The organism is Shewanella sp. HL-SH2 (assembly GCF_051164935.1).
GTDB classification, from domain to species: Bacteria; Pseudomonadota; Gammaproteobacteria; order Enterobacterales; family Shewanellaceae; genus Shewanella; species Shewanella glacialimarina.
The window spans coordinates 1207967-1232499 of the sequence record NZ_CP195035.1 but is presented as its reverse complement, the minus strand read 5'-3'; the positions used below and the strand labels follow the sequence as shown (position 1 = coordinate 1232499).

23 protein-coding genes and 1 pseudogene are annotated in these 24533 nt (G+C 40.9%); 7 read left to right on the top strand and 17 right to left on the bottom strand.

Features of this window, described 5'->3' with window-relative positions; genetic code table 11:
• Nucleotides 1-5 precede the first annotated feature (5 nt).
• Nucleotides 6-512, bottom strand: a complete 507-nt coding sequence (locus tag ACRWP9_RS05415; protein ID WP_434928273.1) for a TAT leader-containing periplasmic protein — start codon at nt 510-512, stop codon at nt 6-8.
• A 113-nt stretch (nt 513-625) separates the two neighbouring features.
• Between ACRWP9_RS05415 and ACRWP9_RS05410 the strand changes: the two genes are divergently transcribed.
• From ACRWP9_RS05410 to ACRWP9_RS05400, 3 genes are all read left to right on the top strand, one after another.
• Nucleotides 626-1624 carry a hydrolase gene (locus ACRWP9_RS05410; RefSeq protein ID WP_434928939.1) on the top strand — a complete coding sequence of 333 codons (999 nt, stop codon included), beginning with the start codon at nt 626-628 and terminating at the stop codon, nt 1622-1624.
• Nucleotides 1621-1863 (top strand): YheU family protein, encoded by a 243-nt coding sequence (locus ACRWP9_RS05405; protein ID WP_434928272.1) that lies wholly within the window; start codon nt 1621-1623, stop codon nt 1861-1863. Before ACRWP9_RS05410 ends, ACRWP9_RS05405 begins: the two co-directional genes overlap by 4 nt.
• Before the next feature lie 124 nt (nt 1864-1987).
• A complete protein-coding gene (locus tag ACRWP9_RS05400; RefSeq protein ID WP_434928271.1) occupies nt 1988-2869 on the top strand; it encodes a phosphoribulokinase in 882 nt (293 codons plus the stop codon).
• Nucleotides 2870-3160: 291 nt separating this feature from the next.
• Here the strand turns inward: ACRWP9_RS05400 and ACRWP9_RS05395 are convergent, their stop codons facing one another.
• Nucleotides 3161-3850, bottom strand: coding sequence for a sel1 repeat family protein (locus tag ACRWP9_RS05395; protein ID WP_434928937.1), 690 nt, complete (start codon nt 3848-3850; stop codon nt 3161-3163).
• A 441-nt stretch (nt 3851-4291) separates the two neighbouring features.
• On the opposite strand from ACRWP9_RS05395, the gene crp reads away from it, so the two are divergent.
• From crp to ACRWP9_RS05375, 4 genes and pseudogenes are all read left to right on the top strand, one after another.
• On the top strand, nt 4292-4927 hold the full coding sequence (gene crp, locus ACRWP9_RS05390; RefSeq protein WP_226411181.1) for a cAMP-activated global transcriptional regulator CRP: 636 nt from the start codon (nt 4292-4294) through the stop codon (nt 4925-4927).
• 86 nt (nt 4928-5013) lie between these two features.
• Nucleotides 5014-5361, top strand: coding sequence for a PepSY domain-containing protein (locus tag ACRWP9_RS05385; RefSeq protein WP_226411183.1), 348 nt, complete (start codon nt 5014-5016; stop codon nt 5359-5361).
• Complete coding sequence (locus tag ACRWP9_RS05380; RefSeq protein ID WP_434928270.1) at nt 5342-6019, top strand: response regulator transcription factor; 678 nt, start codon at nt 5342-5344, stop codon at nt 6017-6019. Before ACRWP9_RS05385 ends, ACRWP9_RS05380 begins: the two co-directional genes overlap by 20 nt.
• Nucleotides 6016-7366 (top strand): annotated as a pseudogene (locus tag ACRWP9_RS05375) (ATP-binding protein). The gene ACRWP9_RS05380 and the pseudogene ACRWP9_RS05375 overlap by 4 nt, the downstream one beginning before the upstream one ends.
• Before the next feature lie 73 nt (nt 7367-7439).
• On the opposite strand, the gene ACRWP9_RS05370 reads toward ACRWP9_RS05375, so the two are convergent.
• From ACRWP9_RS05370 to hflX, 15 genes are all read right to left on the bottom strand, one after another.
• The gene (locus tag ACRWP9_RS05370) at nt 7440-8240 is read right to left on the bottom strand and encodes a DUF1338 domain-containing protein (protein WP_434928269.1); all 801 of its coding nucleotides are present in this window, start codon (nt 8238-8240) and stop codon (nt 7440-7442) included.
• Between the two features lie 127 nt (nt 8241-8367).
• Nucleotides 8368-9828: a succinylglutamate-semialdehyde dehydrogenase gene (astD, locus tag ACRWP9_RS05365; RefSeq protein WP_434928268.1), complete on the bottom strand. Its 1461-nt coding sequence runs from the start codon at nt 9826-9828 to the stop codon at nt 8368-8370.
• A gap of 9 nt (nt 9829-9837) precedes the next feature.
• A complete protein-coding gene (astA, locus tag ACRWP9_RS05360) occupies nt 9838-10857 on the bottom strand; it encodes an arginine N-succinyltransferase (protein ID WP_434928267.1) in 1020 nt (339 codons plus the stop codon).
• Between the two features lie 110 nt (nt 10858-10967).
• Entirely contained in the window at nt 10968-12185 is a 1218-nt protein-coding gene (locus tag ACRWP9_RS05355; protein WP_434928266.1) for an aspartate aminotransferase family protein, read from the bottom strand.
• Between the two features lie 348 nt (nt 12186-12533).
• On the bottom strand, nt 12534-13676 hold the full coding sequence (locus tag ACRWP9_RS05350) for an HDOD domain-containing protein (protein ID WP_434928265.1): 1143 nt from the start codon (nt 13674-13676) through the stop codon (nt 12534-12536).
• Nucleotides 13677-13759: 83 nt separating this feature from the next.
• Nucleotides 13760-16267 carry a prolyl oligopeptidase family serine peptidase gene (locus ACRWP9_RS05345; protein ID WP_434928264.1) on the bottom strand — a complete coding sequence of 836 codons (2508 nt, stop codon included), beginning with the start codon at nt 16265-16267 and terminating at the stop codon, nt 13760-13762.
• Nucleotides 16268-16402: 135 nt separating this feature from the next.
• Nucleotides 16403-16972, bottom strand: coding sequence for an anthranilate synthase component II (locus tag ACRWP9_RS05340; protein WP_434928263.1), 570 nt, complete (start codon nt 16970-16972; stop codon nt 16403-16405).
• 77 nt (nt 16973-17049) lie between these two features.
• Nucleotides 17050-17502 carry a ClpXP protease specificity-enhancing factor gene (locus ACRWP9_RS05335; RefSeq protein WP_434928262.1) on the bottom strand — a complete coding sequence of 151 codons (453 nt, stop codon included), beginning with the start codon at nt 17500-17502 and terminating at the stop codon, nt 17050-17052.
• Entirely contained in the window at nt 17502-18131 is a 630-nt protein-coding gene (gene sspA, locus ACRWP9_RS05330) for a stringent starvation protein SspA (protein WP_226411205.1), read from the bottom strand. Before sspA ends, ACRWP9_RS05335 begins: the two co-directional genes overlap by 1 nt.
• A 95-nt stretch (nt 18132-18226) precedes the next feature.
• Nucleotides 18227-18925 carry a cytochrome c1 gene (locus ACRWP9_RS05325; protein WP_434928261.1) on the bottom strand — a complete coding sequence of 233 codons (699 nt, stop codon included), beginning with the start codon at nt 18923-18925 and terminating at the stop codon, nt 18227-18229.
• Nucleotides 18925-20139 carry a cytochrome b gene (locus ACRWP9_RS05320; protein WP_434928260.1) on the bottom strand — a complete coding sequence of 405 codons (1215 nt, stop codon included), beginning with the start codon at nt 20137-20139 and terminating at the stop codon, nt 18925-18927. The genes ACRWP9_RS05325 and ACRWP9_RS05320 overlap by 1 nt, the downstream gene beginning before the upstream one ends.
• The gene (gene petA, locus ACRWP9_RS05315; protein WP_226411210.1) at nt 20139-20729 is read right to left on the bottom strand and encodes a ubiquinol-cytochrome c reductase iron-sulfur subunit; all 591 of its coding nucleotides are present in this window, start codon (nt 20727-20729) and stop codon (nt 20139-20141) included. Before petA ends, ACRWP9_RS05320 begins: the two co-directional genes overlap by 1 nt.
• A gap of 410 nt (nt 20730-21139) precedes the next feature.
• Complete coding sequence (gene hflC / locus ACRWP9_RS05310) at nt 21140-22030, bottom strand: protease modulator HflC (protein WP_434928259.1); 891 nt, start codon at nt 22028-22030, stop codon at nt 21140-21142.
• A 3-nt stretch (nt 22031-22033) separates the two neighbouring features.
• Complete coding sequence (gene hflK, locus ACRWP9_RS05305; RefSeq protein WP_434928258.1) at nt 22034-23191, bottom strand: FtsH protease activity modulator HflK; 1158 nt, start codon at nt 23189-23191, stop codon at nt 22034-22036.
• A 33-nt stretch (nt 23192-23224) separates the two neighbouring features.
• The gene (hflX, locus tag ACRWP9_RS05300) at nt 23225-24532 is read right to left on the bottom strand and encodes a ribosome rescue GTPase HflX (RefSeq protein WP_434928257.1); all 1308 of its coding nucleotides are present in this window, start codon (nt 24530-24532) and stop codon (nt 23225-23227) included.
• Between the last annotated feature and the right edge of the window lies 1 nt (nt 24533).

Genomic DNA, 24533 nt, shown 5'->3' with positions numbered 1-24533 from the left:
GTTAATTAGGCATTAAGCAAAAAAGTGGGCTTTGCATAACCTAGTTTTCCCCAATGAGCTGGGGTAGCATAGTAACTGGCTAAAATTAATTCGCGTAATCCAAGATAGGCTGTCTGTACCATGTCTAAGTAATGGAAGCGCCATGCTTCAAGCATATTGGTTAAGTCGACTGGCGAACGCATCATTAATGGCGTCATGCTGCCAGTCAATATTAACAGGCCTAAACGGCTTTCAAGCAACGCTAACAGCTCTCTTAACTCAGCTTGCTGCTCTGTCGGCAGCACCTCAATAGAAGCCTGAATAGCATCAATAGTCGTATCAATAGCCAATTTTCTTTGGCTGGCGACTTCCGGTAAAGCACCATCTAACAACACAGGAATAAGCACACTGAATAACACCCGATACTGAGTATCACCACCAATAGCAATAGGGTCTGATGGGTATAAATTAATGCCTAAAGCGAGTACAGCAGTACCAGCAAAAGCACCGGTAAGAAAGGTACGACGTTTCATTTTCTTCCCCCTATTATTTTTGTTGTGATAATTTTATCTGTGTTACAGTGACACTAATCATATTTAAACACACGTTTAAACTTTCACAAACACTCGTTGAATGACTCATGTCGATAAAAAACCCTTTTACTCCACCCTGGTGGGCCGCTAACCCACATATACAGACTATTTTGCCCTTCATGTTCAAAGTGGCCAAACCAGACACCTTTCGCCAAAGACAAGAGCTTCCTGATGGCGATTTTATTGATTTAGACTGGTTAGGTCAGCCACAAAATGGTGACCCTATTCTCGTGATTGCCCATGGATTAGAAGGTAGCACAGAGTCACACTATGTTCGTAGAATGCTAGTAGAAGCAAATAAAGCTAAATTATGCTCAGTAGTCCACCATCATCGCGGCTGTTCTGGCGAACCGAATCGCTTGGCAAGAAGTTATCACAGTGGTGACTTTGATGACCTAGCTTTCACTCTGAAACAACTTAAAATCTATTACCCTGATTCAGCTTTATATGCCGTAGGTTATAGCCTGGGTGGCAATGTGTTAGCCAAATACCAAGGCAGTAAGCGAAATCAAAGTTTACTCGATCGGGCGGTTATCGTTTCAGCACCGCTAACCCTCAGTGCTTGCGCTAAAAAATTAGAGAGTGGCTTTTCAAAAGTTTATCAATCACATTTGATTAAGCGTTTACAGAAAAAAATGCTCGAGAAACTCGATAATCATAACTTAGTCGCACAAATGCCTTTGAATAAGGCTGAACTACAGCAGCTGAGTACATTTTATCAATTTGATGACAAAGTTACCGCACCTTTGCATGGTTTTGCCGGTGTTGATGATTATTATTCCCGTTCAAGTGCGCTGAACTTACTAAAACACATTAGTAACCCCACACTTATCATTCACGCTAAAGATGATCCCTTTATGACTGAAGCGGTTATTCCCACACAAGATGAGCTGTCAGCAGCGATACACTACGAGCTGCATTTATCCGGTGGTCATGTCGGCTTTATCGATGGCGGTTGGCCTTGGAAGCCTAAGTTTTATCTTGAAAAACGCATCATTGACTTTTTGCTTGCAGATCCACAAATATCCAGTAGCAAAGGTAATACTGCATGATTATTCCCTACAGCGCATTACACGGTTTAGAAGGTGATACTCTAAACAATTTAATCAAAGAGTACTTGTTCACTCAGGTAGAAGATGGCAGTTTTAGTGAACTCGATAGCCAACAACTTTTAAATATGATTAAGCAATGTAAGCAGGCTTTAAAGCAAGGTGAGTTGGTGGTTGAATACAGTGAAGAGGATGAGTCAGTAGCCATTCGTCATATCAAAAATATTATTCTCTCAAAATAATAAAGCCTGTGAGCATTGACCAGAAGGTCTTAACTACCGTATAAATGTTATTCCAACGATTACAAAGCCTAAGCATTTCGCTTTGTTACCCCATGTTCAACGTGATAATTTCTAGGCAGGAACAATGTCAGCTAAACATCCTATTATTGCTGTGACGGGCTCATCTGGTGCCGGAACAACAACGACTACAACGGCTTTTACCCATATTTTTCGTCAATTGGGAATTAATGCCGCCTTTGTAGAGGGTGACAGCTTTCATAATTTTACCCGTGCTGAGATGGAAGTGTTAATCCGTAAATCTCAAGCTGAAAATCGTAACATCAGTTATTTTGGCCCAGAAGCCAATAACTTCATCAAACTCGAAGAATGCTTCGAAAGTTATGGCACTAAAGGTATGGGTAAAACCCGCAGCTATTTGCATACATTTGATGAGGCAGTGCCCTTTAACCAAATGCCCGGTACGTTTACTCAGTGGCGAGACTTACCCCCTAAAACTGATATGTTGTATTACGAAGGTTTACATGGCGGAGTGGTCACTGATGATGCCGATGTGGCTAAACATGTCGACTTACTGATCGGAATGGTACCTATTGTTAACCTAGAGTGGATTCAAAAAATTATTCGCGATACCAATGACCGTGGCCATAGTCGTGAAAAAGTCATGGGGTCAATCGTGCGCAGTATGGATGATTACATCAACCACATGACGCCACAGTTTTCTCGTACTCATATTAACTTTCAACGTGTACCTACGGTTGATACCTCTAATCCATTCAGCGCAAAAGATATTCCAAGTTTAGATGAAAGCTTTGTGGTTATTCGCTTTCGCGGTATGAATAATGTCGACTTCCCCTATTTCTTGAACATGATACAGGGTGCATTTATGTCTAGGGTCAACACTTTAGTGGTACCTGGTGGCAAAATGTCTCTAGCGATGGAGCTAATTTTAACACCGTTAATTCGTGATTTGATGGATAAACGCTTAGAGTTACAAAAGTTAGATTAATTTAGCATCTCATTCCTGCAAATAACTCAAAACATACTGAATTAATAGATACTTAAGTTTGCATTAAGCTAGATATATTAGGCTACAACTATCGGGACTTCAGGCGAAAGAACGATAGTTGATATGCTCAGATGTTAATTCCCCCCATCTCGATCTGTTAGCATCTTGAGTATGTCAGCGCTCAAAGCCTGTTTATCATTCAAAACTTTATAATGTGACACTCAACTTAATTATATCCCCTCTTATTCATATCTTTTCCAGCATTAGCATCTACAAACTTATGGATATACATTAATCCATAAGTGGGATAATTTCTCTGTAGGCTTGATTATTTTGATAGCTTTTTAAACGCTGTAAAAACTCATCACTTTTAGCTATTTCAGGGTACAACTTTAATGCATCAATGGCTTTTTTCTGCACACTAATGGCCTGAGTAAAATCACCTAATTCAGCATAACCTGCCGCTAAGTTATCCAAAATAGTCGGGTCGCCTTGATTAGTTTCAAGCAGCTTAAGTGACAAACTCACCGCTTTTGAGCCATCACGATATTCAGGCTCAGGACATGTTGCCAAAATCCAGGCGATATTGCCTAAAGAGACATCATCACCGGCTGCACCAAACTGAGTTAGCGCTTTACCACAATTGCGCTCTACGCCATCACCACCGGCAGAATAAATAAAACCTAAACGAAAATGCGCCCACTTATCACCTTGCTGGCTCATGTCTAAGTACCATTTTTCAGCTTTAAGTAAATTACGGGGAATTAATTTACCTTCAAACGCTAAATCAGCAATAGTCTGTTGCGCCTTAATATGCTGTTGATTTGCCGCTAGCTCAACCCACATAAAACCTTCTGTAATATTTTTATCAACAAATCGTCCAGATAAATACATCAGTCCTAGTAAAAATTGGGCATCTGCATCACCTTGAGCGGCTTTTAATTGAATATGCACCACTCTTGATTGCTCGTTCGACTGCATAGTTTGCGGCTGTGAAAATGCCTGTACCTTAGACAATAATAAACAGCAAAAAATAATACAGCCCACACTAATCTGGAATAACTTCTTCACATCCACCTCATAAACCACAGCAATAACATCATAAACATAAACCAACTTAAGTTGGCATTACAATAAACCATAATAGAATATTCACCACAACTAACGATACTCCAACTCATGAATAAACGTTAATCATACGAAATAGTTTAGCGGCGCTAAAAAACAATTGTGACTTAGGTTAGAATCTGGCAGTTTTATTGACTTAACTCCCAAATTTGATCAAATAAACCTACATTGTAAAAAGTTAATATAAAATGCCGAGTCGTTAAACTAGATCTCCATCAAAGTTTTATCTATTTAAATAGCGTAAAGTACTTAATTAGAGATTACTTATTTTTCAATCAATCGAGGAACATCAATATGGCTCTGATTGGTAAGCCAAAACCGGATCCAACTTTGGAATGGTTTCTGTCACATTGTCACATTCATAAATATCCAGCTAAAAGCACGCTAATTCATGCTGGCGAAGATTCTGATACTTTATACTATATCGTTAAAGGTGCGGTTGCCGTATTGATTAAAGATGAAGAAGGCAAAGAAATGATCCTTTCTTATCTTAACCAAGGTGACTTTATCGGCGAGCTAGGTCTGTTTGAGGAACAAGCCGAACGTACCGCATGGGTCCGTGCTAAACAAGCATGTGAAATTGCCGAAATCTCTTACAAGAAATTCAAGCAATTGATTCAAGTAAACCCTGAAATTCTGATGAAACTATCAGCACAAATGGCGTTGCGCTTACAAAGTACTAGCCAAAAAGTAGGTGATCTAGCCTTCTTGGATGTGGCTGGTCGTATTGCGCAAACATTATTACATCTTGCCAAACTGCCAGATGCAATGACTCACCCTGATGGCATGCAAATTAAGATTACTCGTCAAGAGATTGGTCAAATTGTAGGTTGTTCACGTGAAACCGTTGGGCGTATTTTGAAAATGCTTGAAGAGCAAAATCTAATTCAAGCACACGGTAAAACGATAGTGGTTTACGGTACGCGTTAAGATAAGCTTCAGCTTGATTTAAGCCAAGATTATTAAAGTGGTGTCAGATTATCTGCACACCACTTTTTTTATGCCTTGGAGAGAGTATGTCCATGTTTATCACTATTGGCTTATTCAGCCTTAGCACATTAAACGCTAACTTCAATAATACTCAAACCTTGTATGAGGCAGACCATAATCATGTTCAAAAACTGGTGAGTGCAGGCCATATACGTTCTTTAGATGAATGCCTTAACTGGCTAGCTCAATATTGTGATGTTCAGCTAGTAGATGCACAATTATTTCAAGAAAAAGATAAGTGGCGGTATAATTTACAGCTAAAATTAAAACAAGGCCACACTGTAAATCTGCAATTTGATGCACAAAGTGGTACTCTAAATTCGTTAACTCAATTACCTAGTGAATGCACGCAACATGAAACTGCTACTCGTTGAAGATAATCCACTTTTAGTGGCTGAATTAGAAAAGCAACTTAAACAAGCCGGCTATGTTACCGATGTAACAGATAAAGCGGTTGAAGCTGACTATCTTATCAAAGAAACTCAATATGATTGTGTGATACTCGATATTGGTTTACCCGATGGAAATGGGTTAAACCTTATCACTAGTTGGCGTGAAAAAGGCATAGTCACCCCTGTGATAATGCTCACAGCACGCTCACAGTGGCACGAGAAAGTAGAAGGGTTTAATGCTGGTGCTGACGATTACCTTGGCAAGCCATTCCATACTCAAGAATTACTTGCTCGCATACAAGCACTGATAAACCGTGCCCATGGCCGAGCAAATACTGCCTCAAAACAGCTTTGCTACGCAGGTGTTACATTAGATGAAAACGAGCAAAAAGTGATTGTCGCGGATCAAGAGTTTGAACTAACAGCAATGGAATTCAGGCTGCTTAAAATATTTCTGATGTCACCCAAAAAATTACTATCAAAAACACAGCTAACCGATAAGTTGTATCAATTTGACGATGAAAAAGAAAGTAATGTGGTAGAAGTCTATGTGACTCACTTGCGCAAAAAACTGGGTAAAACAGCGATTGAAACACGCCGAGGACAGGGATATATCTTCCATGGCATAATCGAACAATGATCTCGATTCGCTCTAAGCTCAGCCTATGGTTAACCGGGTTAATCATATTAAGCACGATTATTGGATTAATATTGTTTGAATCTATGCTTAGAGAAGCATTTCACGATTCTATTATTAACCGCTTAGAAGAAGATCTTGAACATGTCATTCTGGCCACTCGATTACAAGATGGTCAAATAGAGATCGATCATCAACAACTGTCTCAGTTTTTACAAACCAGCCTATTCAGGCCGTTATTTCCAACTTAATTTACCAAACCAGGTGATTAGGTCTCGCTCACTGTGGGACGTTGAGTTAGAAATAGAACCATTAGCCGATTCACAAAAACGTGTCTGGCAGGCAAAAGGCCCGAAAAATAACGATATGCAGTTGCTATCTATTGGCATTGGATCTGATGACACCCCTAATACGGCCACATTAACCGTGGCCCAGGATTTAAGCATAGGTAGGCGGGTATTTAGTGAGGTTTTTGGCACTAAACTGGCAATTAATATTGGTATGCTATTGGCAATGATAGCGGGTATTTTTATTATTCTACGTCAGTCTTTTAAACCGCTAAAAAAGATACAGCAGTCGTTAGCCAAATTACGCCAAGGGGAAATCAGCGCCCTAGAGACTCAACATATACCTTCAGAAATAAAACCCTTAGCAGAAACCTATAACCAGCTACTCGACTATACCGCCAAACAGATTGAACGTAGCCGTAACAATCTAGGTAACTTAAGCCACGGGTTAAAGACCCCCTTAGCTATTATGCAGCAGCAAGTAGAAGCCTTAGGATTAACAGATCCAGATGCGGCAATAGCAATGCAACAGCAGCTAGATCAAATCAGAAAAATGATTGAAAGAAAGCTCGCTGCTGCTAGAGTAACCGGTGATATGCTTCCTGCCGCTCAAATGACTGTCGAAAAGGATTTTACCAGTTTATTAAATACCCTTAAAAAAGTTTATCGACATAAAGCTGTGACCGAGCATATCCACAACCCACAACAGTTATCACGTATTCCTATTCACCGCGAAGATGGGATGGAGCTGTTTGGTAATTTACTTGATAATGCGTTTAAATGGACAGATTCCTGTGTGCGATTATCATTAAAAAAACAGCACAATCATTCAATTACTATCACAGTAGAAGACGACGGTTCAGGCGTACAACAAGATCAATTAGCTTTGTTAACCGCCAGAGGAAAACGCTTAGACGAGGATGTTATGGGCCATGGCTTAGGTTTATCTATAGTGAAGGAAATTTGCGAGCAGTATGGCTTTCAGCTGCAATTTAACGCCAGTGAACATTTAAGCGGCTTGGCGGTATCCATTGTTATTCCACTCAATAAGCCTGCAATCTAAAACCCAATAAGCGCACAAACGCTGGACATAAAAAAGCCTCACAAAGTGAGGCTTTTAGTAAACCGAATATCGATTACATCATCGCATTAGTACTTTCAAAAATCTTATCAGCAGACGCCGCAACAAATCCAGTATATAGCTTACCATTGTCCATTGGATAACGGCGGGCAAATTCATAAAAACAACTTGGAATTTCTGCATCACCATCGGTAAAGCTAACAACCACTTTATCTGCCATGGTAGAAGATTGCTCTAATAACACTTCAGGTGTGCCTTTGATTTCACCACCAGAAGCATTAAGTAAAAAGCCTGCGTCTTTCAAAGCTTGGTTCACATCTTCGATGCGCTCAAACTCTGGTAAATCATTTATTGATACTGTGAAATGGTTTGCTCTATAACCAATAGCAGCAACCCAGGCAGCATATTCACTTTCAGCCAGTAATGCTTGATAAGTGGCTTTATCAAGCTGCCAGTGACGGCCTGAATAGATGAAGTTATCTGCAACGGTTGCAGCAACATCAATCTGCTTAATAAAGCCTTTAATGGTTTGTTGCAGCGCAGGGCTAAACTCTTCCACTAACAATTCAGAAATAAACACTTTAGGTTGGCTTGGATCTGGATGTTCAAAATGCTTCGCTATCAGCTTTTTCTGCTCAAACTTGTAGTCACCGCAATCAACATAACCAATAGAGGTAAAATGCTTGGCCAGTACACTAAGATTCACTTTATCAATGTTAAACGTACGCAGAGCGATATGATCATTAATGATCGGCGCACCTTTACTCAGCAATTGGTGAATTTTGGCTGCTGATGGGGTCATTTTTATATAGTCTTGCCAGATAGCCGCAAATAACGAATTGACGTCAGTATGCATGGTAAAATCCTTCTAAAAAGCAGATCTTAATTGAGGTCGGGCAATAAGAATCTGTTAAATCACGCTAATTGCGCTTCAAGTATTTGCTTAAAGCGCGCTGGAACTTTGTCTAAAAATCTGACTAAAGTTAAATCGATAAACCAGGGCTTAAACTCGCTGGAAAACTGACACTATCAGCTTCCATCGAAGCCACAGGGTAAGCACAGTAATCAGCAGCATAGAATGCGCTAGCTCGGTGATTACCTGAAGCACCTACGCCACCAAACGGTGCAGCACCAGAAGCACCAGTAATTTGTTTGTTCCAGTTAACAATGCCTGCACGAATACGCGCTAAGAAGTAATCGTAATCTTCTCTGCTGTCAGCTAATAAACCAGCTGACAAACCATAACGAGTATCATTTGCAAGACGAATTGCTTCATCAAAATCACTGTAGCGAACTAACTGCAGTAAAGGTCCAAAATACTCATCATCTGGCAGTTTGGCTATCGCCGATACGTCAATCAAACCAGGAGAGACAATGCCCGTACCTGCTTCAACTTGTTTCAGTTCAATCAAGGACACGCCACCTAAAGATTGCAATGTCGCTTGCGCAGCAACCATGCCACGCGCTGCCGTTTCAGAGATCATTGATCCCATAAATGGCTGTGGCTGAGCATTCCAGGCACCGACTTTAATTTGTTTCACAGCAGCGATAAGTGCAGCAATTAACGCATCGCCTTGAGCACCTGTTTCAACATATAAACGACGAGCACAAGTACAACGCTGGCCTGATGAAATATAGGCTGACTGAATAATATCGTGAACTGCCGCTTTAGTGTCGCTAACGCCTTTAATGATTAACGGATTATTACCGCCCATTTCTAAGGCTAATATTTTACCTGGATGACCGGCATATTGTTGATGCAATATATGACCAGTTCGTGAACTACCTGTAAAGAATAAACCATCAATTTGAGGGTGAGAAGCAAGTGCTTTACCGGTATCAACTTCACCTTGAACCAGGTTAATAATCCCTTTTGGTAAGCCTGCTTTTTCCCAGCACTTTAGCATTAACTCAGCGACTTTAGGCGTTAATTCAGATGGCTTAAATACAACAGTATTACCCGCTAATAAGGCCGGTACGATATGACCATTAGGTAAGTGCCCAGGAAAATTATACGGGCCAAACACAGCAACAACACCGTGAGGCTTATGACGTAATACTGCACGACCTGCGGGTAAATCATTGGTCTCAGTGCCAGTGCGCTTGTCATGGGCTTTAGCTGACAAACCAATTTTGCCAATCATAGCGGCTGCTTCTGTCGCGGTTTCCCACTGTGGTTTACCCGTTTCTTGGGCAATAGTTTCAGCCATTTCAGCTTTATGGGCTTCTAACTGATCACGGTAAGCTTCAACAATCGCTAAACGGCCTTGATAGCCTAGCATAAACCAATCAAACTGTGCAGCACGTGCGGCGTCAACCGCGCTGTCTACTTGAGCTGCAGTGGCTGTTTTGCCGTGCCAAATAACCTCGCCGTTGGCTGGGTTAATTGATTGCACATCATGGCCTTCGCCAGCTAACCATTTACCTTGAATAAATTGAGTCATCGTATATTCCTATAATGAAAGCACGCGAATTTGTTGACCGTCTTCCACCATTAGCCCTTGGGCAAGTTCTGGTGATAGAACAACATTATCGTGCTCATCAGATACTTTTAGCTTTGCCGCAGTTGCGCGATAATCTGCTAGTTTAGTATTTGAAATTATGAATTGGGTGTCGGTATGATGCGCTTTGCCAATTTCAACAGTTAATAAACGACTGCGTTTAACCGACTTAATATCGTTTAATCCACATTCAACCGTTGGGCCACCATCAAAAATATCGACATAGTTCCTAAACTTAAAGCCTTCAGCTTGCAGTAAACGCAAAGCTGGCTTGGTGTTGTGATGTACTTCACCAATCACTTTCTGGGCTTTTTTAGGCAGTAAGCACACATAAACTGGGTTGCGCGGCATCATTTCGGCCATAAAGGCTTTTTTACCTAAACCTGATAAGTAATCAGCTTCAACAAAATCAATGCCAAGAAAATGCTTCTGTAGCCACTGATAAAAAGGCGAGTCACCTTTGTCATCGCTGACCCCACGCATTTCAGCAATCACAGTCTCACCGAAGCGGTGTTTATGCTGCGCCAACAGTAAAAATCGTGAACGCGATAGCATGCGACCATTATTGCCTTTGCGGTATGCATCCTTTAAAAACAAAGTACATAATTCTGCCGCACCAGTGTAATCGTGGCATAACGTCAGGGTTTCAACTTCGTTACGCACAGCAATTTGTTGTGAATGATAGACCTCTGTACCTAGTCGGTAATGATAGAATGCATCTTCCATACCCACTGCGGCTTCAATACCGCAAGTACCTACAACTTGTTGTGTGCTTGTGTCCTCAAGAACCATTAAATAGCTTTCATCAAAAGGCTTATTAACGTCTTTGGAAAAAGATGATTCAGCCCTTGCAATCTTCGAACGCAGTAATTCTTCATTTACTGGTAAAGAAGTAAATCCGTGTCCAGACTCTACAGCAATATCGTAGAGCGCTTGATAATCGTTGGCACGGATCGGACGTATGATTAACATCTAAATCTCCTCATGGTGCAAGATGGATAAGGCGTTAACAACTAAAGTAAACGCCTCTATCTAACACTTACCCAAACAAAAGGAGCGCAGCAAGCTGCACTCCTTTTGTATTAACCTGCAACCACTTTGGCTACAGCACGTTCAAAACGCGCTAAACCTTCAGCGATATCAGCTTCTGGGATAACCAGTGATGGAGCAAAACGAACCACATTGGCACCAGCCATAAGGGTCATAACCCCCTCTGCAACTGACGCGACTAAGAAATCACGGCTACGACCTTCATATTTTTCGTTTAGCACAGCACCTAACAACATACCTTTACCACGGACTTCACTAAATACTTGATACTTTTCATTAATTACCGCTAAACCATCACGGAATAACTGTTCACGATGTTTTACACCGTCTAAGACTTCTTTGGTATTAACGACATCCATTACCGCATTACCTATAGCACAAGCCAATGGATTACCACCGTATGTTGAACCGTGGGTACCTATTTTAAGGTGTGCGGCAATTTTAGCTGTTGTTAGCATAGCTGCGATTGGGAACCCGCCACCTAATGCTTTAGCACTGGTTAAAATATCAGGCACTATATCAGTACCCATATAAGCAAATAATTCACCAGTACGACCTACACCTGTTTGCACTTCATCAAAAATGACCAATGCATCGTGCTTGTCAGCTAGTGCGCGAACCGCTTTTAAGAATTCAGGATCGCCATTGATAATACCGCCCTCGCCTTGTAAAGGTTCAAGCATGATGGCGCAGGTATTGTCAGAAACAACGGCTTCTAATGCTGCGATATCATTGAATGGTACATGAGTGATACTTTGTGGCTTAGGACCAAAACCATCTGAATAAGCCGCTTGACCACCGACAGTGACGGTGAAAAAAGTACGACCATGGAAAGCTTTATCAAAGGCAATAATTTGATCTTTTTGTGGCCCGTGGTTATCTAAAGCATAACGACGTGCTAATTTTAAAGCCGCTTCGTTTGCTTCTGCACCAGAGTTTGCAAAATAAACACGTTCAGCAAACGTAGCGTTAACTAATTTTGTAGCTAACGCTAAAGCTGGTTCGTTCGTCATCACGTTCGATAAATGCCACAGTTTCTCGCCCTGCTCTTTTAACGCTGACACTAATGCAGGATGACAATGTCCTAAACAGTTAACGGCTATACCACCAGCAAAATCGATAAATTCATTACCGTTTTGATCCCAAACACGGCTACCTTCACCTTTAACGGGAATTACCGCTGCAGGCGCATAATTAGGCACCATGACTTCATCAAATTGGGCGCGGTTAAGATTCATTTCAACAGTCATTCCATTTCATCCTTCATTTTGTGTAAACGGCCGCAAAGCCGCTATATATCGTCGTTTTCTTTGTTATATAGTCTTGAAACGACGACTGCTTGTATACAGTATTAGTTATTATTAACGAAAATGTGATCAAAATACCAGTTATCAACAATTAACTTCTGTTAAGACGCGTCTAAAACTGAATAAAGATTGATAAAAATGACTAAACGAAGCGCTTTAATAGGGGCTTTACAGCATAAGTAGTCATAAAAAAAGTTATTTGACTGTTTTTAACTGCACAATTGGTCAATTGTGCATAATTACACACTATTAACATTGTTATATGCATTGCGCTTGGGTAGACGAAGCGAATTAAGTTAGATCTAACTTACGGTAGTTTTGCGCTTTTAGACGGATCACTTCTTGTTGACTAAATTCATAATAATCAAGCATCACTTTTCGCTCTTGTGGTGCGAGTAATTGATGTTCTTCTAATAATATTATTTTAGCAAAGCAACTTGCTTTGGCTACGATAGATGCATCAATCGATAACTCATTAAAATGATAATCTTGATCTAATTCTTTTAAGACCTTGGTAATCGAGCTTTGTTCAAAATCTAGCTGTTCAAGTAATTGCCAGTTTAAGTGATGCCCATGATCAATAACTTGGTTAAAAACTTGCTGCGCAGGAAACTCTGTCGCCATCACAGCATCATAAACTTCTTTATCGCGACTACCACTAGCCTCTCTCAGCCAGGTACCCCAATACTTTTCAAATAAACGCGCGCTATTAGATAAAATAACTGAGGTGCCTAATTGATACAAAAGTGCACAGGTGTAGCTGATATGTGTTGGACGGTTATGCAATATCGCTAACGCTTGCGCAGCAATAGCAGTAATCATGCTGTATCGCCATAACTTTCGGGTTGTCCAAAGTAGATTGGCATGGCCACTTGGTAGCCAATTTCTGATACAAAAATAGGGGATCAATAAACGTAAGTTTTCTAAACCGATATAATTCAATATCAATTTAATATCCGTGACCTGTACATCTGAGTTTTTAGGACGTCTATGTGTGGATGCAGGACTATTTATTAAGGTAACAAGATCCCTCGTTAACCAAGGAAGGCTAGCTATAATAGGCCGGATACGATTAATATTAGGATCTTTTTCTAGCAGTAAATCGAGCAATAAAATTTGACTATCTTGTATACCTGAGCTGGCTAACAAGCTGTCAAGGTTGGTTAGCTTATGTTCGACGGCATTATTCACTGTATCGACAAGTTGAGCAGAAATAGCCTTATAAATAGCTTTAGCTTCTGCCTGCTTATCTAACCTAAGCTGAATAGCTTTACGCTCGATTTCCAATTTATTGGCATCTTGTTCCAGTTTTTCATTAGCATCATCCTCCATGGCGGCCGCTGTATGCTTGCCAACAATAAGGTGTTGATATAGACGTCGTTCAATTTCAATCAATTTACCAGGACGAACGCCACCTGCTGTCGATACTGTCACTCAAATAAATCCTGTAATTAATCATAGGTAACATAATAAAAATTAAGGCTTCCTAAAGGAAGCCTTAATTTGATTAACCAAGGTTATTTCTTTAACTCTTGTTCAAATAGTTTATAAATTCGACGATATTCATCTAACCAGCTTGATGGCTGTTTAAAACCATGGGGTTCGACAGGATAAATTGCCGTTTCAAACATCGGTTTTTCAAGTTCAATTAAACGTTGCACCAAGCGCACGCTATCTTGGAAGAAAACGTTATCATCCAATACACCTGTCATAATCAATAACGGTTTTTGCAATCCATCAGCATGTTCTATTGGCGAACTACGCTCATAGGCAATAGGGTCGATATCCGGTGTATTGAGGATATTAGAGGTATACGGCGCATTGTAATGTGCCCAATCCGTTACAGGACGTAATGCAGCCCCTGCCTGAAATAACTCTGGTTCATTAAATAGTGCCATAAAGGTTAAGAAGCCACCGTATGAACCGCCATAAGTACCGACTTTAGCCGCATTAACATTGGCGTTATTTGTCATCCAAGATACACCATCTTTTAAGTCTTCAACTTCAGGGGTACCCATATTACGGTAAACAGCTGTGCGCCAGTCGCGGCCATAACCTTTCGAACCACGAAAATCCATGTCCATCACAACATAGCCCTGTTGCGCTAACATATTGTGGAACATAAATTCACGGAAGTATCCTGAAAAGCCATAATGGGCATTTTGAAGGTAACCCGCACCATGATTAAAAATTACGGCGGGGTATTTGTCTGCGCCCTGAGCCTCGAACCCTTGAGGCAAATACACTCTGGCATAAACTTCACCCGCACCATGATTAGAAGGCACAGCAACCACTTTAGGGGCTTGCCAAGCATATGCTTTGAACGCATCACTTGTGTAATCGGTTAATTGAGAAAGTTTTCCACCAATAGGCTGAAGGTACAACTCGTTAGGTTTAATGAGTGACGAAGCATCGAGCAATAACGATTGTCCATCCGGACTTAATACATACGATAAAGTACCAAACCAGTTAGTCAGCTGTTCAATTTTTCCCGATTCAATTTCTACACGGTAAACGTTATAACTACCAGGATGATCGGCATTAGCCCGATAAACAATATGCTTAGCGTCTGGCGATAATGTCACATCATCAACCACAAACTTACCTTGAGTCAGTGCTCGTGCTTTTTGGCCTACTGTTTTTACATATAAATGTGAATAACCCGTTTCTTCTGATAAAAAGTAAAAGTTATCAGAGTTAGACAACCAACCATATTGATTAAAATTATAGTTAACCCATGCATCGTCATGTAAACGATGCTCAGTTGTTAAGGATCCTTTATCTAAATCAACTGAAGCTATCCAGCGATCTTTATTGTCTACGGCTTCAATCATAACAAGCAGTTTATTTTTTGTTGGGTGCCATTGGATCGCGCTTTGGCTCCACTCCCAATCTTGCATTAATTGAATTAAACGTGGTGACTTTTTGCTTTCATATTTCTCACCCTTAGCCACTGCATTTTCTTGTTTAACGTCAGCAAGCACATCTTCATCAAAACCCGTTAGCCCTTCGATGGTAATATCTTTTTTAACATGCTCATTTAAATCTAATAATACTAAACGTTGACCAGGGAATTTATCTTCGGCAACCCTAGATCTCGCTGGCACAGGATCAACATAGCCATCTTGCCCAAGATAATTGGGCATAATGTCGTGCTCGGCTCGCCAGGAATAATTTTTGTCAGTTAAGGCCAAAATGGCATAGCGTCCATCAGCCGACAAACTGATATCAGAAACCACTTCAGAATCACCTAAATACCAGGTCTTGGCAGCAAAGCTAGGATCGGCATCCGCTAACTGTTGTTGGTATTGTTGTTGTGCTTTGGCGTTATCATGCTGCAGTGCAACGTATTCGATTAAACGATGTTGCTGCTTAGCAATATAAGAGCTTGGATCCTGGATTAGTTTAGGCTCATTTGCCATTTGGATATTAGCGATCTGTTCAATCAATCCTGATGACTGATGTAAACGAAAAATATTATTTCCCTGCCAATAAGCTAAATCACCATTAGAAAGAAAACGCACACCGCTGATGGCAGCATTTTGTTTAGTCACTTGCTTAATTTCACCATCAGTTAAATCTTTAACAAAAAGGTTGCCTTGGTAAAGGTAGGCTTTTTTAGTGCCAGCTAAATTAAGTACCGCGTTTTTTTGATCGGCTAAATGCAGTTGATCTAAATTTAGTTTACTAGCCGTTTTTTGAGCTACACCTTGTAGGTAATAATCTGCTACAGGCGCTTGGTGGGCTTGGCGTTTATAATAAACGGACTGGCTATCGTCTGACCAATAAGCATCTTGGGCAAAAATGCCCATCCAATCTGGGTTAGCCATGATTTGGTTTAACGTTAATGGCTGTTCGGCTTTTGGAGGCTGCTCTAAGGCTACTTGAACAGATACGTTATTGTTCAGGGTATTAATTTGAGCAGGAGCTTGTGCTGTAGTACTGCATCCACTCACAAGTGCCAGTGTTAACGCACTAAAAGCAAAACGACGAATGAAAGGCGAAGTGATCGCAAAACCAGACATAATTATCCCTATAATGATGATGTTATTATTTTAGGGATACTTTATAGCACAAGTGTATACGATATTTCGCGCAGATTTATGGGGAAAGTTGTAACAGAATGACTTTATAAATCACATTATAAAGCTACTTTTACATCATTGACGCAGAAAATTAGCCAACAATTCATGACCCTGTTCGGTCAATATTGCCTCTGGATGAAATTGAACACTGTAAAGCGGCATATTAAGATGACTCATGCCCATTATTTCACAGCCATGAATGGGGTCATCAAACCAAGCATCAAGGACAAAACCTTCAGGCAATGCATCAACAAGTAATGAATGATAACGAGCAACGGTTAACGGCTGATTTAACCCTTGAAATAAACCTTTTCCCGTATGCTTTATTGCACTAGTTTTTCCATGCATAACCCGTTTTGCGCGTACCACATTAGCACCGAAAACCTGCGCAATAACTTGATGGCCTAAACACACACCAAGAATAGGTAACTTGCCGGCAAAATGGCGAACAACATCGAGTGAAACTCCAGCCTCATTAGGGGAACAAGGGCCGGGTGATATCACAATGTGCGTCGGTGATATACTCTCTATATCAGCAAGTGTAATTTCGTCATTTCGCTTAACCACAATATCTTCACCTAGTGCTTGAAAGTATTGCACTAAATTAAAGGTAAAAGAATCGTAATTATCTATCATTAGCAACATGTAACTGTCCAACTGAGTGGATATAACACCATTAAAAAAACCAGCCAAAGGGCTGGTTTTTAGTAGACCTTATGTTGTTATTTTACAACAGTGAGGTGGCTTTTACGCTTAGGTTTTTCATCAGTTTTTTCTGGTACTGATTTATCTATCGTAGTATCAACAGAAGTTAAACCTGGTGATGTCACTTTAGTCTCATCATCAATAATATAAGCATCTTCTATATCAAATACGGTACCAGAACCATTTTCACGCGCGTAGATAGCAATAATAGATGCCATAGGCAAGTAAACTTGCTGAGGTACGCCGCCAAAACGGGCACTGAATTCAACTGCGTCATTATTCATTTGTAAATTAACCACAGCACCTGTGGCGATATTTAATACAATTTGCCCATCTTTAACAAATTGCTGAGGTACTTGAGTATCTTTTACAAATGCATCAACCACAACATGCGGCGTAAAGTGGTTATCCATCAACCACTCATAATAAGCCCGCAATAAATAAGGACGATTTGGAGTAATGCTTTTCATTACATACCCATGCGCATTTCGCGCTCAGCCTCTGTTAATGATGCTTTAAATGATTCACGCTCAAAAATACGGGTCATATAAGCATTAATTTCTTTGGCAGTACGAGGATCTAAATTGATACCTAATACAGGCAGACGCCACAATAGTGGGCCTAAATAACAGTCAGCTAAACCAAAGTCTTCGTTCATGAAGTAAGGCATTTCAGCAAATACTGGTGCCAAAGCAACTAAACTTTCAGTTAACTCTTTACGAGCAGCATCAGCTTTATCACCATTGCGAATACGATCAACAAGTACATACCAATCGGTATCGATGCGATGCATCATCAAGCGGCTTTGACCACGTGATACAGGGTAAACAGGCATAAGTGGTGGATGCGGGAAACGCTCGTCCAAATATTCCATGATGATACGAGATTCATATAACACTAATTCGCGGTCAACTAACGTTGGCACAGAGTTATATGGATTTACTTCAAGTAAATCTTCTGGCATTTCACTTGGGTCTACCTGTAAAACATCAACGGTAACCCCTTTCTCAGCCAATACGATACGCACTTGATGGCTATATAAATCATCGGCACCTGAAAACAGTGTCATGATAGAGCGTTTGTTGGCAGCTACAGCCATTTATACTCTCCAGAAATCTAAAAAAACAAAACAAACGAGGGGCTAAGCCCCTCGTTTACATTACGCGGATAATACATTTTACCCGTTATTTGATGCTAGTGCACATCTTTCCAGTATTCTTTCTTCAACAAGTAAGCAATGATGAAGAAAATAAACAGGAATCCGAGTACCCACCAACCTAATGCTTCACGCTCTAACTTAACAGGGTCGCCTGAATAAACGAGGAAACCGGTTAAGTCACGTACAGCTTGGTCGTACTCTTCAGCAGACATTGAACCACCTGTAGTCACTAGATTACCATGTTCATCTTTTACACTAAGACCTTGAAGTTCTTGTAAAACATGCGGCATACCGACTAGTGGAAATACTGTGTTATTAACACCAAATGGACGGCTTTCATCAGCGTAGAAACCTTTTAGGTAAGTATAAACCCAATCGGCACCACGTACGCGAGCAACTAAGGTCAAGTCTGGTGGCGCTGCACCAAACCATTTAGCCGCATCAACCGTAGGAATGGCGTTTTCCATTAATTCACCCGTTTTAGCATCGGTGAACATGTACTTGTTACGCATATCGTCTGTTGAAATACCTAAATCGGTAGCAACACGGTCATAACGTTGGTACTGAGTACTGTGACAACCAGAGCAATAATGTTGGAATAAATCCAAACCACGCTCTAATGATGCTTTGTCATGCAGGTCAACGTTAGCACTTTCTAAATCAACTTCATGTCCACCTGCTGCCATTGCGAGCGATGGCAACAATGTAACTAATGCTATTAATAACTTTTTCATTAGTGAGTCACCCTCGTAGGTACTGGCTTTGTTTTCTCATTCTTACTGTAGACCCATAGGGCTACGAAGAAACCAAAGTAAGTGAAAGTGAATATACGTGCCGCAATAGTTAGCTCAGGAGTTGCAGGAACCACACCTAAATAACCTAATATGATGAACGACACAGTAAACTGAGCAATGTTAATCTTGTGGATCATGCTGCGATAGCGAATAGACTTCACTCTACAACGGTCAATCCAAGGCAGAATAAATAATACTGCAATAGACAGTCCCATAGCGACAACACCCAATAACTTATCAGGAACTGCACGTAAAATTGCATAGAATGGTGTGAAGTACCAAACAGGTGCTATATGAGCAGGAGTTTTCATTGGGTTAGCCGCTTCAAAGTTTGGCTTTTCAAGGAAGTATCCGCCGCCTTCAGGCATGAAGAACAACACATAACAGAACACGATTAAGAAACCTGCTACACCCATAATATCTTTTACAGTGTAGTAAGGGTGGAATGGAATACCATCAATAGGCCATCCGTTCTCATCTTTGTTCTTTTTAATTTCAACGCCATCAGGGTTATTTGAGCCGACCTCATGCAAGGCTATTAAGTGTAAGAACACTAATACAACCAATACAAGTGGAAGCGCAATAACGTGTAACGCGAAGAAACGGTTTAGTGTTGCACCCGAAATAACATAATCACCACGGATCCAAAGTGTCAGGTCATCACCAATAAAGGGAATAGCACCAAACAATGAAATAATTACCTGCGCACCCCAGTAAGACATTTGTCCCCAAGGTAATAAGTAACCCATGAAAGCTTCAGCCATCAGCACAAGGAAAATCAACATACCAAACAGCCATAATAGCTCTCTTGGTTTTTGATATGAACCGTAGATTAATCCGCGGAACATGTGCATATAGATAACAAAGAAGAACGCCGATGCACCCGTAGAGTGCATATAACGTAACAACCAACCGTACTCAACATCACGCATGATGTATTCAACTGAAGCAAAAGCACCTTCAGCTGTTGGTACGTAATTCATCGTTAACCAAATACCCGTAAGCAACTGGTTAACTAGAACTAATAATGCTAATGAACCAAAAAAGTACCAAAAGTTAAAGTTCTTTGGTGTCGCATACTGCCCTATATGACGGTTATAGGTAGCCGTCATTGGAATGCGGGCATCGATCCAATCAATAATGTTCTTAACCATTACGCAGCTCCCGTATCTTCACCGATAATTACGTTGGCATCATCGATATATTTATGCGGCGGGACTACGAGGTTCAATGGAGCAGGAACACCCGAAAACACGCGACCAGCCATGTCAAACTTAGAACCATGACATGGACAAAAGAAACCAGATGTAACACCCTCAACCTGCTCACCAAATGAATCAGGCAAATAAGTTGGAGAACATCCTAAATGGGTACAAATACCAACAGCAATAAAAAATTCAGGCTTGATAGAACGTGCAGGGTTAGTTGCATATTCTGGCTGCTGCATTTCTTCAGATGCTGGGTCACGTAGTTGGCTGTCTAAAGTTTGAAGAGTATTTAGTACAGCTTCTGTACGACGAACTACCCAAACCGGTTTTCCGCGCCATTCAACACGAATTAACTGACCTGGCTCTACTTTACTAATATTTACTTCGACCGGCGCACCTGCAGCTTTCGCTTTGGCACTCGGATTCCATGACTTTATGAAAGGAACCGCTACAGCAACGGCTCCTGCACCACCAACTACGGCGGTTGCGGCTGTCAGGAATCTGCGACGTCCGGTATCGACTGGCGCATTGCTCATCCACTTATCTCCCAGAGGGTGTTGGAATTTTTATATTTCAATAGTTTAACCTCTAAAAAAGGTAGTGTTAAACTATCATAGTTTGAGGCAGGGCTCATTATAGCGAAAAATTAGAAGCAGATCATAGAGAAAACACACAACTAAATTGCGGATTAAGCCTCTTTGGCTTAAAAATGTTATTTTTTTTGCTTTGAAGATGTTTTTTTTGTGTCAAAAAGACAAGGTAAAAACTAGCTAACATATTGGTTTAAATCACTATATAGTTAACAAAGTTTAACTAATTCAGTTAAAGGTAGTAGGATGAAAAAAATAATTATTTTTATATAAAACGATCAATAACCCTACCGCACTGCGGACACAAAAAAGCCCGATATTCATCGGGCTTTTACACGCAAACTAACAAGTTAGCTTTATTTTCCGTCCATTGACTTCATGTACTTGAAAAAATCACTTTCAGGTTCTAACACCATAATATCTGAATTACCGGAAAAACTTTCTTTGTAAGCTTCTAAACTACGTAAAAAGCCGTAAAACTCAGCATCTTTGTTATAAGCATCAGCGTAAATCTTAGCCGCTAGCGCATCACCTTCACCACGAATGGTTAATGCATTACGTTCTGCGCCTGCGACCTTAACTGTCACACCGGCATCGGTCGTTGCACGGATGATTTCAGCTTGCTCTTTACCTTGAGCACGATGCTCTTTTGCCACAGCTTGACGCTCAGCACGCATACGTTGGTAAATACTATTACTCACGTTTGCAGGTAAGTTGATTTGCTTAACACGTACATCAACCACTTCAATACCCAAATTTGCAGCACTTTCAGAAGCATTAGTTAACGCATCAATTTGCAGTTCATCGCGCTTTCCAGAGACAATTTCTTTAATTGTACGGCGACCAAACTCAGTACGTAAGTCGTTACTGATTTTTGCTTGTAATAGCTTTTCCGCGTTGGCTTTAATACCTGCGTTTGTTGAAAGATAATACTTTTCAAAATCACTAATACGCCATTTAACGTATGAATCAACCATTAGATCTTTCTTTTCAGAAGTCACAAAACGATCTGCAGCGCCATCTAGAGTTTGAATGCGAGCATCCATGTATCTAGGTTTATCAATAACAGGCCACTTAAAGTGTAATCCTGGAATGAAGACACGCGTAACGTCCTCGCCATCGATATTGTCTTTAACAACTTTACCAAAACGAGAAACTATCGCACGCTCGCCTTCATTGACAACCATGACAGATGAAAAACCAAGACCTAAGATAACAACAAGAAGAATTAAACCTAATCTACCCATGAGTTATCCCCTCCCTTGACGAGTGCGTTCTTCACGAGATAAGCGTCCATCCGTAGGAACACTTGTCATCGGGATATTGGCACTACCTGATACTGAATTAATATGACGCTCAACTTCTGGCTCAGCGGCTTTACCGTCAGCTTTATTGTTGTTCATCAGCTTATCTAATGGTAAATACATTAGATTACCGTTGTTTTTAGCATCAATTAATACTTTGTTGGTACCAGACATCACTTCTTGCATTGCGTCTAAATACAAACGCGTACGAGTTACACTTGGTGCAGCTTTATATTCAGGTAATAACTTCTCAAATCGAGCGACTTTACCTTCAGCTTCAAGTACAACACGTTGTTTGTAAGCATTGGCTTGCTGTGACATACGTTCAACTTGGCCACGAGCTTTTGGCTCAATTTCACGCGAATAAGCTTCTGCTTCACGAATAAAGCGTTGCTCATCTTCCTGCGCAGAAATGGCATCATCAAATGCATCTTTCACTTCTTCAGGAGGACGTGCTGGTAAAAAGTTAACGTCACGAATTTGTAAGCCTATTTTATAAGGTTCAATAATGCGCTCTAACTCTTTCCAGGTATCACGACGAATTGCGTCACGCCCAGTGGTTAAAATGTCATCCATTCGGTTGTGACCAATGACATAACGCAGCGCGCTGTCGGTGGCTTCACGCAAACTTGCGTTGGCATCAACAGCACTGAACAAATATTCATATGCATCTGACACGCTATATTGAACCACAAGCTCAACTTTCACGACGTTTTCATCGGATGTCAGCATACTGCCCGATGCAGGAACCGAACGGAACGTTTCCACATCAACGGTTGTCACTTCATCAATAAAGGTTGCCTTCCAGTGTAAACCTGAGCTCACTTCACCAATGTGTTGACCAAAACGGAGTAATACACCACGCTCAGCTTCTTTAACTGTGTATAGACCAGACAATGCCCAAATAATCAGGGCAATCAAGGCAAACACAATCAATATAGATGAGTTAAATGGCTGACCTGGAGCGCTATTACCGCCCTTGCCACCAAAACGTTTTGATAAGTTACGAAATACTTCGTCTAGATCTGGTGGTCCTTTATCGTTACCACCCTTATTTCCCCAAGGGTCTTTACTTCCCTTGTTACCGGGCTCATTCCAAGCCATTTAGCACTCCATAATTGGATGAAATAAATGAGATTAACAAGAAACGTCTACTTCTGAAGCTTCAAAAATAAATGTCTCTAATTCCCCCTGACTCTGTTTCAGTAATCGGCGCCAATCGGCTTCCGACACGCGAACAGATAAAATACAGTTCCCCAGATCGTCATACTCTTTCTGCTGTATTGCATCCAGTCGATAAAACTGGCCAAGATAATGTCCAGCAGAAGCTGGTATTTTCAAAGTCTGCTCATAAATCACTGTCCCGATCAACTCGGTAATAGCCTGTAAAAGCAGATCAAATCCAATCTGTTTTTGTGCAGATACCCAAACGCGCTCAGGTTTGCCTTCATCGTCATAATCTATACGAGGAGCAAAGTCTTCAAGTAAATCGATCTTATTGCATACGACTAATTGTGTGATTTCATCAGCTTCAATTTCCTCAAGTACGCTTTGTACCTGGTCGAAATTTTCGGTCATATTTTCATCAGCACAATCCACTATATGTAATAGTAAATCTGCCTGGCGTGTTTCCTGTAGCGTGGCTTTAAAAGCCGCCACTAGGTCATGGGGTAAATGACGAATAAATCCAACGGTATCAGCTAATATCACTGAACCATCTGGTAAATCTAATTTACGTAGTGTTGGATCAAGTGTCGCAAACAATTGATCTGCTGCATAAACATCAGATAATGTTAACGAATTAAACAATGTCGACTTACCCGCATTGGTATAACCTACTAATGCAACGGTAGCCATATCACTACGTTTGCGAGCTCGGCGACTTTGCTCACGTTGTTTATCTACTTTATCTAGGCGTTTATTAATATTCTTAATGCGGCCTCGCAGTAAACGTCTATCGGTTTCAAGCTGAGTTTCCCCAGGCCCGCGCATACCGATACCGCCTTTTTGTCGCTCAAGGTGAGTCCAACCTCGGATCAGGCGCGTTGACATGTGGCGCAGTTGCGCTAGCTCCACCTGCATCTTACCTTCGTGAGTTCGAGCACGTTGAGCAAAAATATCTAATATTAATGTAGTGCGATCTAACACTCGACATTGGCAAACCACTTCGAGGTTACGCTCTTGAGCTGGGCTCAATGCATGATTGAAAATCACTACATTAGCTTCTGTTGCAGCTACCATGGCTGCTAACTCTTCTGCCTTACCTGAACCGATGAAAAACTTTCGGTCTGGCGAACGACGATTGCCTGTTATTACTCCTACCGAGCGTGCACCTGCAGACTCAACTAATAGTTGTAACTCCAATAAATCTTCACGACGTTCTTCGTCAGAAAATTCGATATGAACAAGTACGGCTGTTTCTCCAGCTTCATAACGATCAAACAAG

Excerpts from the sequence above, each read along its gene's own strand:
- ACRWP9_RS05370 (WP_434928269.1), bottom strand. The coding sequence starts at position 8,240 with ATGCATACTGACGTCAATTCGTTATTTGCGGCTATCTGGCAAGACTAT.
- crp (WP_226411181.1), top strand. The coding sequence starts at position 4,292 with ATGGCTCTGATTGGTAAGCCAAAACCGGATCCAACTTTGGAATGGTTT.
- hflK (WP_434928258.1), bottom strand. The coding sequence starts at position 23,191 with ATGGCTTGGAATGAGCCCGGTAACAAGGGAAGTAAAGACCCTTGGGGA.
- sspA (WP_226411205.1), bottom strand. The coding sequence starts at position 18,131 with ATGGCTGTAGCTGCCAACAAACGCTCTATCATGACACTGTTTTCAGGT.
- ACRWP9_RS05405 (WP_434928272.1), top strand. The coding sequence starts at position 1,621 with ATGATTATTCCCTACAGCGCATTACACGGTTTAGAAGGTGATACTCTA.
- ACRWP9_RS05400 (WP_434928271.1), top strand. The coding sequence starts at position 1,988 with ATGTCAGCTAAACATCCTATTATTGCTGTGACGGGCTCATCTGGTGCC.
- ACRWP9_RS05380 (WP_434928270.1), top strand. The coding sequence starts at position 5,342 with ATGAAACTGCTACTCGTTGAAGATAATCCACTTTTAGTGGCTGAATTA.
- petA (WP_226411210.1), bottom strand. The coding sequence starts at position 20,729 with ATGAGCAATGCGCCAGTCGATACCGGACGTCGCAGATTCCTGACAGCC.
- astD (WP_434928268.1), bottom strand. The coding sequence starts at position 9,828 with ATGACTCAATTTATTCAAGGTAAATGGTTAGCTGGCGAAGGCCATGAT.
- ACRWP9_RS05325 (WP_434928261.1), bottom strand. The coding sequence starts at position 18,925 with ATGAAAAAGTTATTAATAGCATTAGTTACATTGTTGCCATCGCTCGCA.
- ACRWP9_RS05340 (WP_434928263.1), bottom strand. The coding sequence starts at position 16,972 with ATGTTGCTAATGATAGATAATTACGATTCTTTTACCTTTAATTTAGTG.
- ACRWP9_RS05345 (WP_434928264.1), bottom strand. The coding sequence starts at position 16,267 with ATGTCTGGTTTTGCGATCACTTCGCCTTTCATTCGTCGTTTTGCTTTT.
- ACRWP9_RS05415 (WP_434928273.1), bottom strand. The coding sequence starts at position 512 with ATGAAACGTCGTACCTTTCTTACCGGTGCTTTTGCTGGTACTGCTGTA.
- ACRWP9_RS05320 (WP_434928260.1), bottom strand. The coding sequence starts at position 20,139 with ATGGTTAAGAACATTATTGATTGGATCGATGCCCGCATTCCAATGACG.
- ACRWP9_RS05355 (WP_434928266.1), bottom strand. The coding sequence starts at position 12,185 with ATGACTGTTGAAATGAATCTTAACCGCGCCCAATTTGATGAAGTCATG.
- ACRWP9_RS05335 (WP_434928262.1), bottom strand. The coding sequence starts at position 17,502 with ATGAAAAGCATTACTCCAAATCGTCCTTATTTATTGCGGGCTTATTAT.
- ACRWP9_RS05385 (WP_226411183.1), top strand. The coding sequence starts at position 5,014 with ATGTCCATGTTTATCACTATTGGCTTATTCAGCCTTAGCACATTAAAC.
- astA (WP_434928267.1), bottom strand. The coding sequence starts at position 10,857 with ATGTTAATCATACGTCCGATCCGTGCCAACGATTATCAAGCGCTCTAC.
- hflC (WP_434928259.1), bottom strand. The coding sequence starts at position 22,030 with ATGGGTAGATTAGGTTTAATTCTTCTTGTTGTTATCTTAGGTCTTGGT.
- ACRWP9_RS05395 (WP_434928937.1), bottom strand. The coding sequence starts at position 3,850 with ATGCAGTCGAACGAGCAATCAAGAGTGGTGCATATTCAATTAAAAGCC.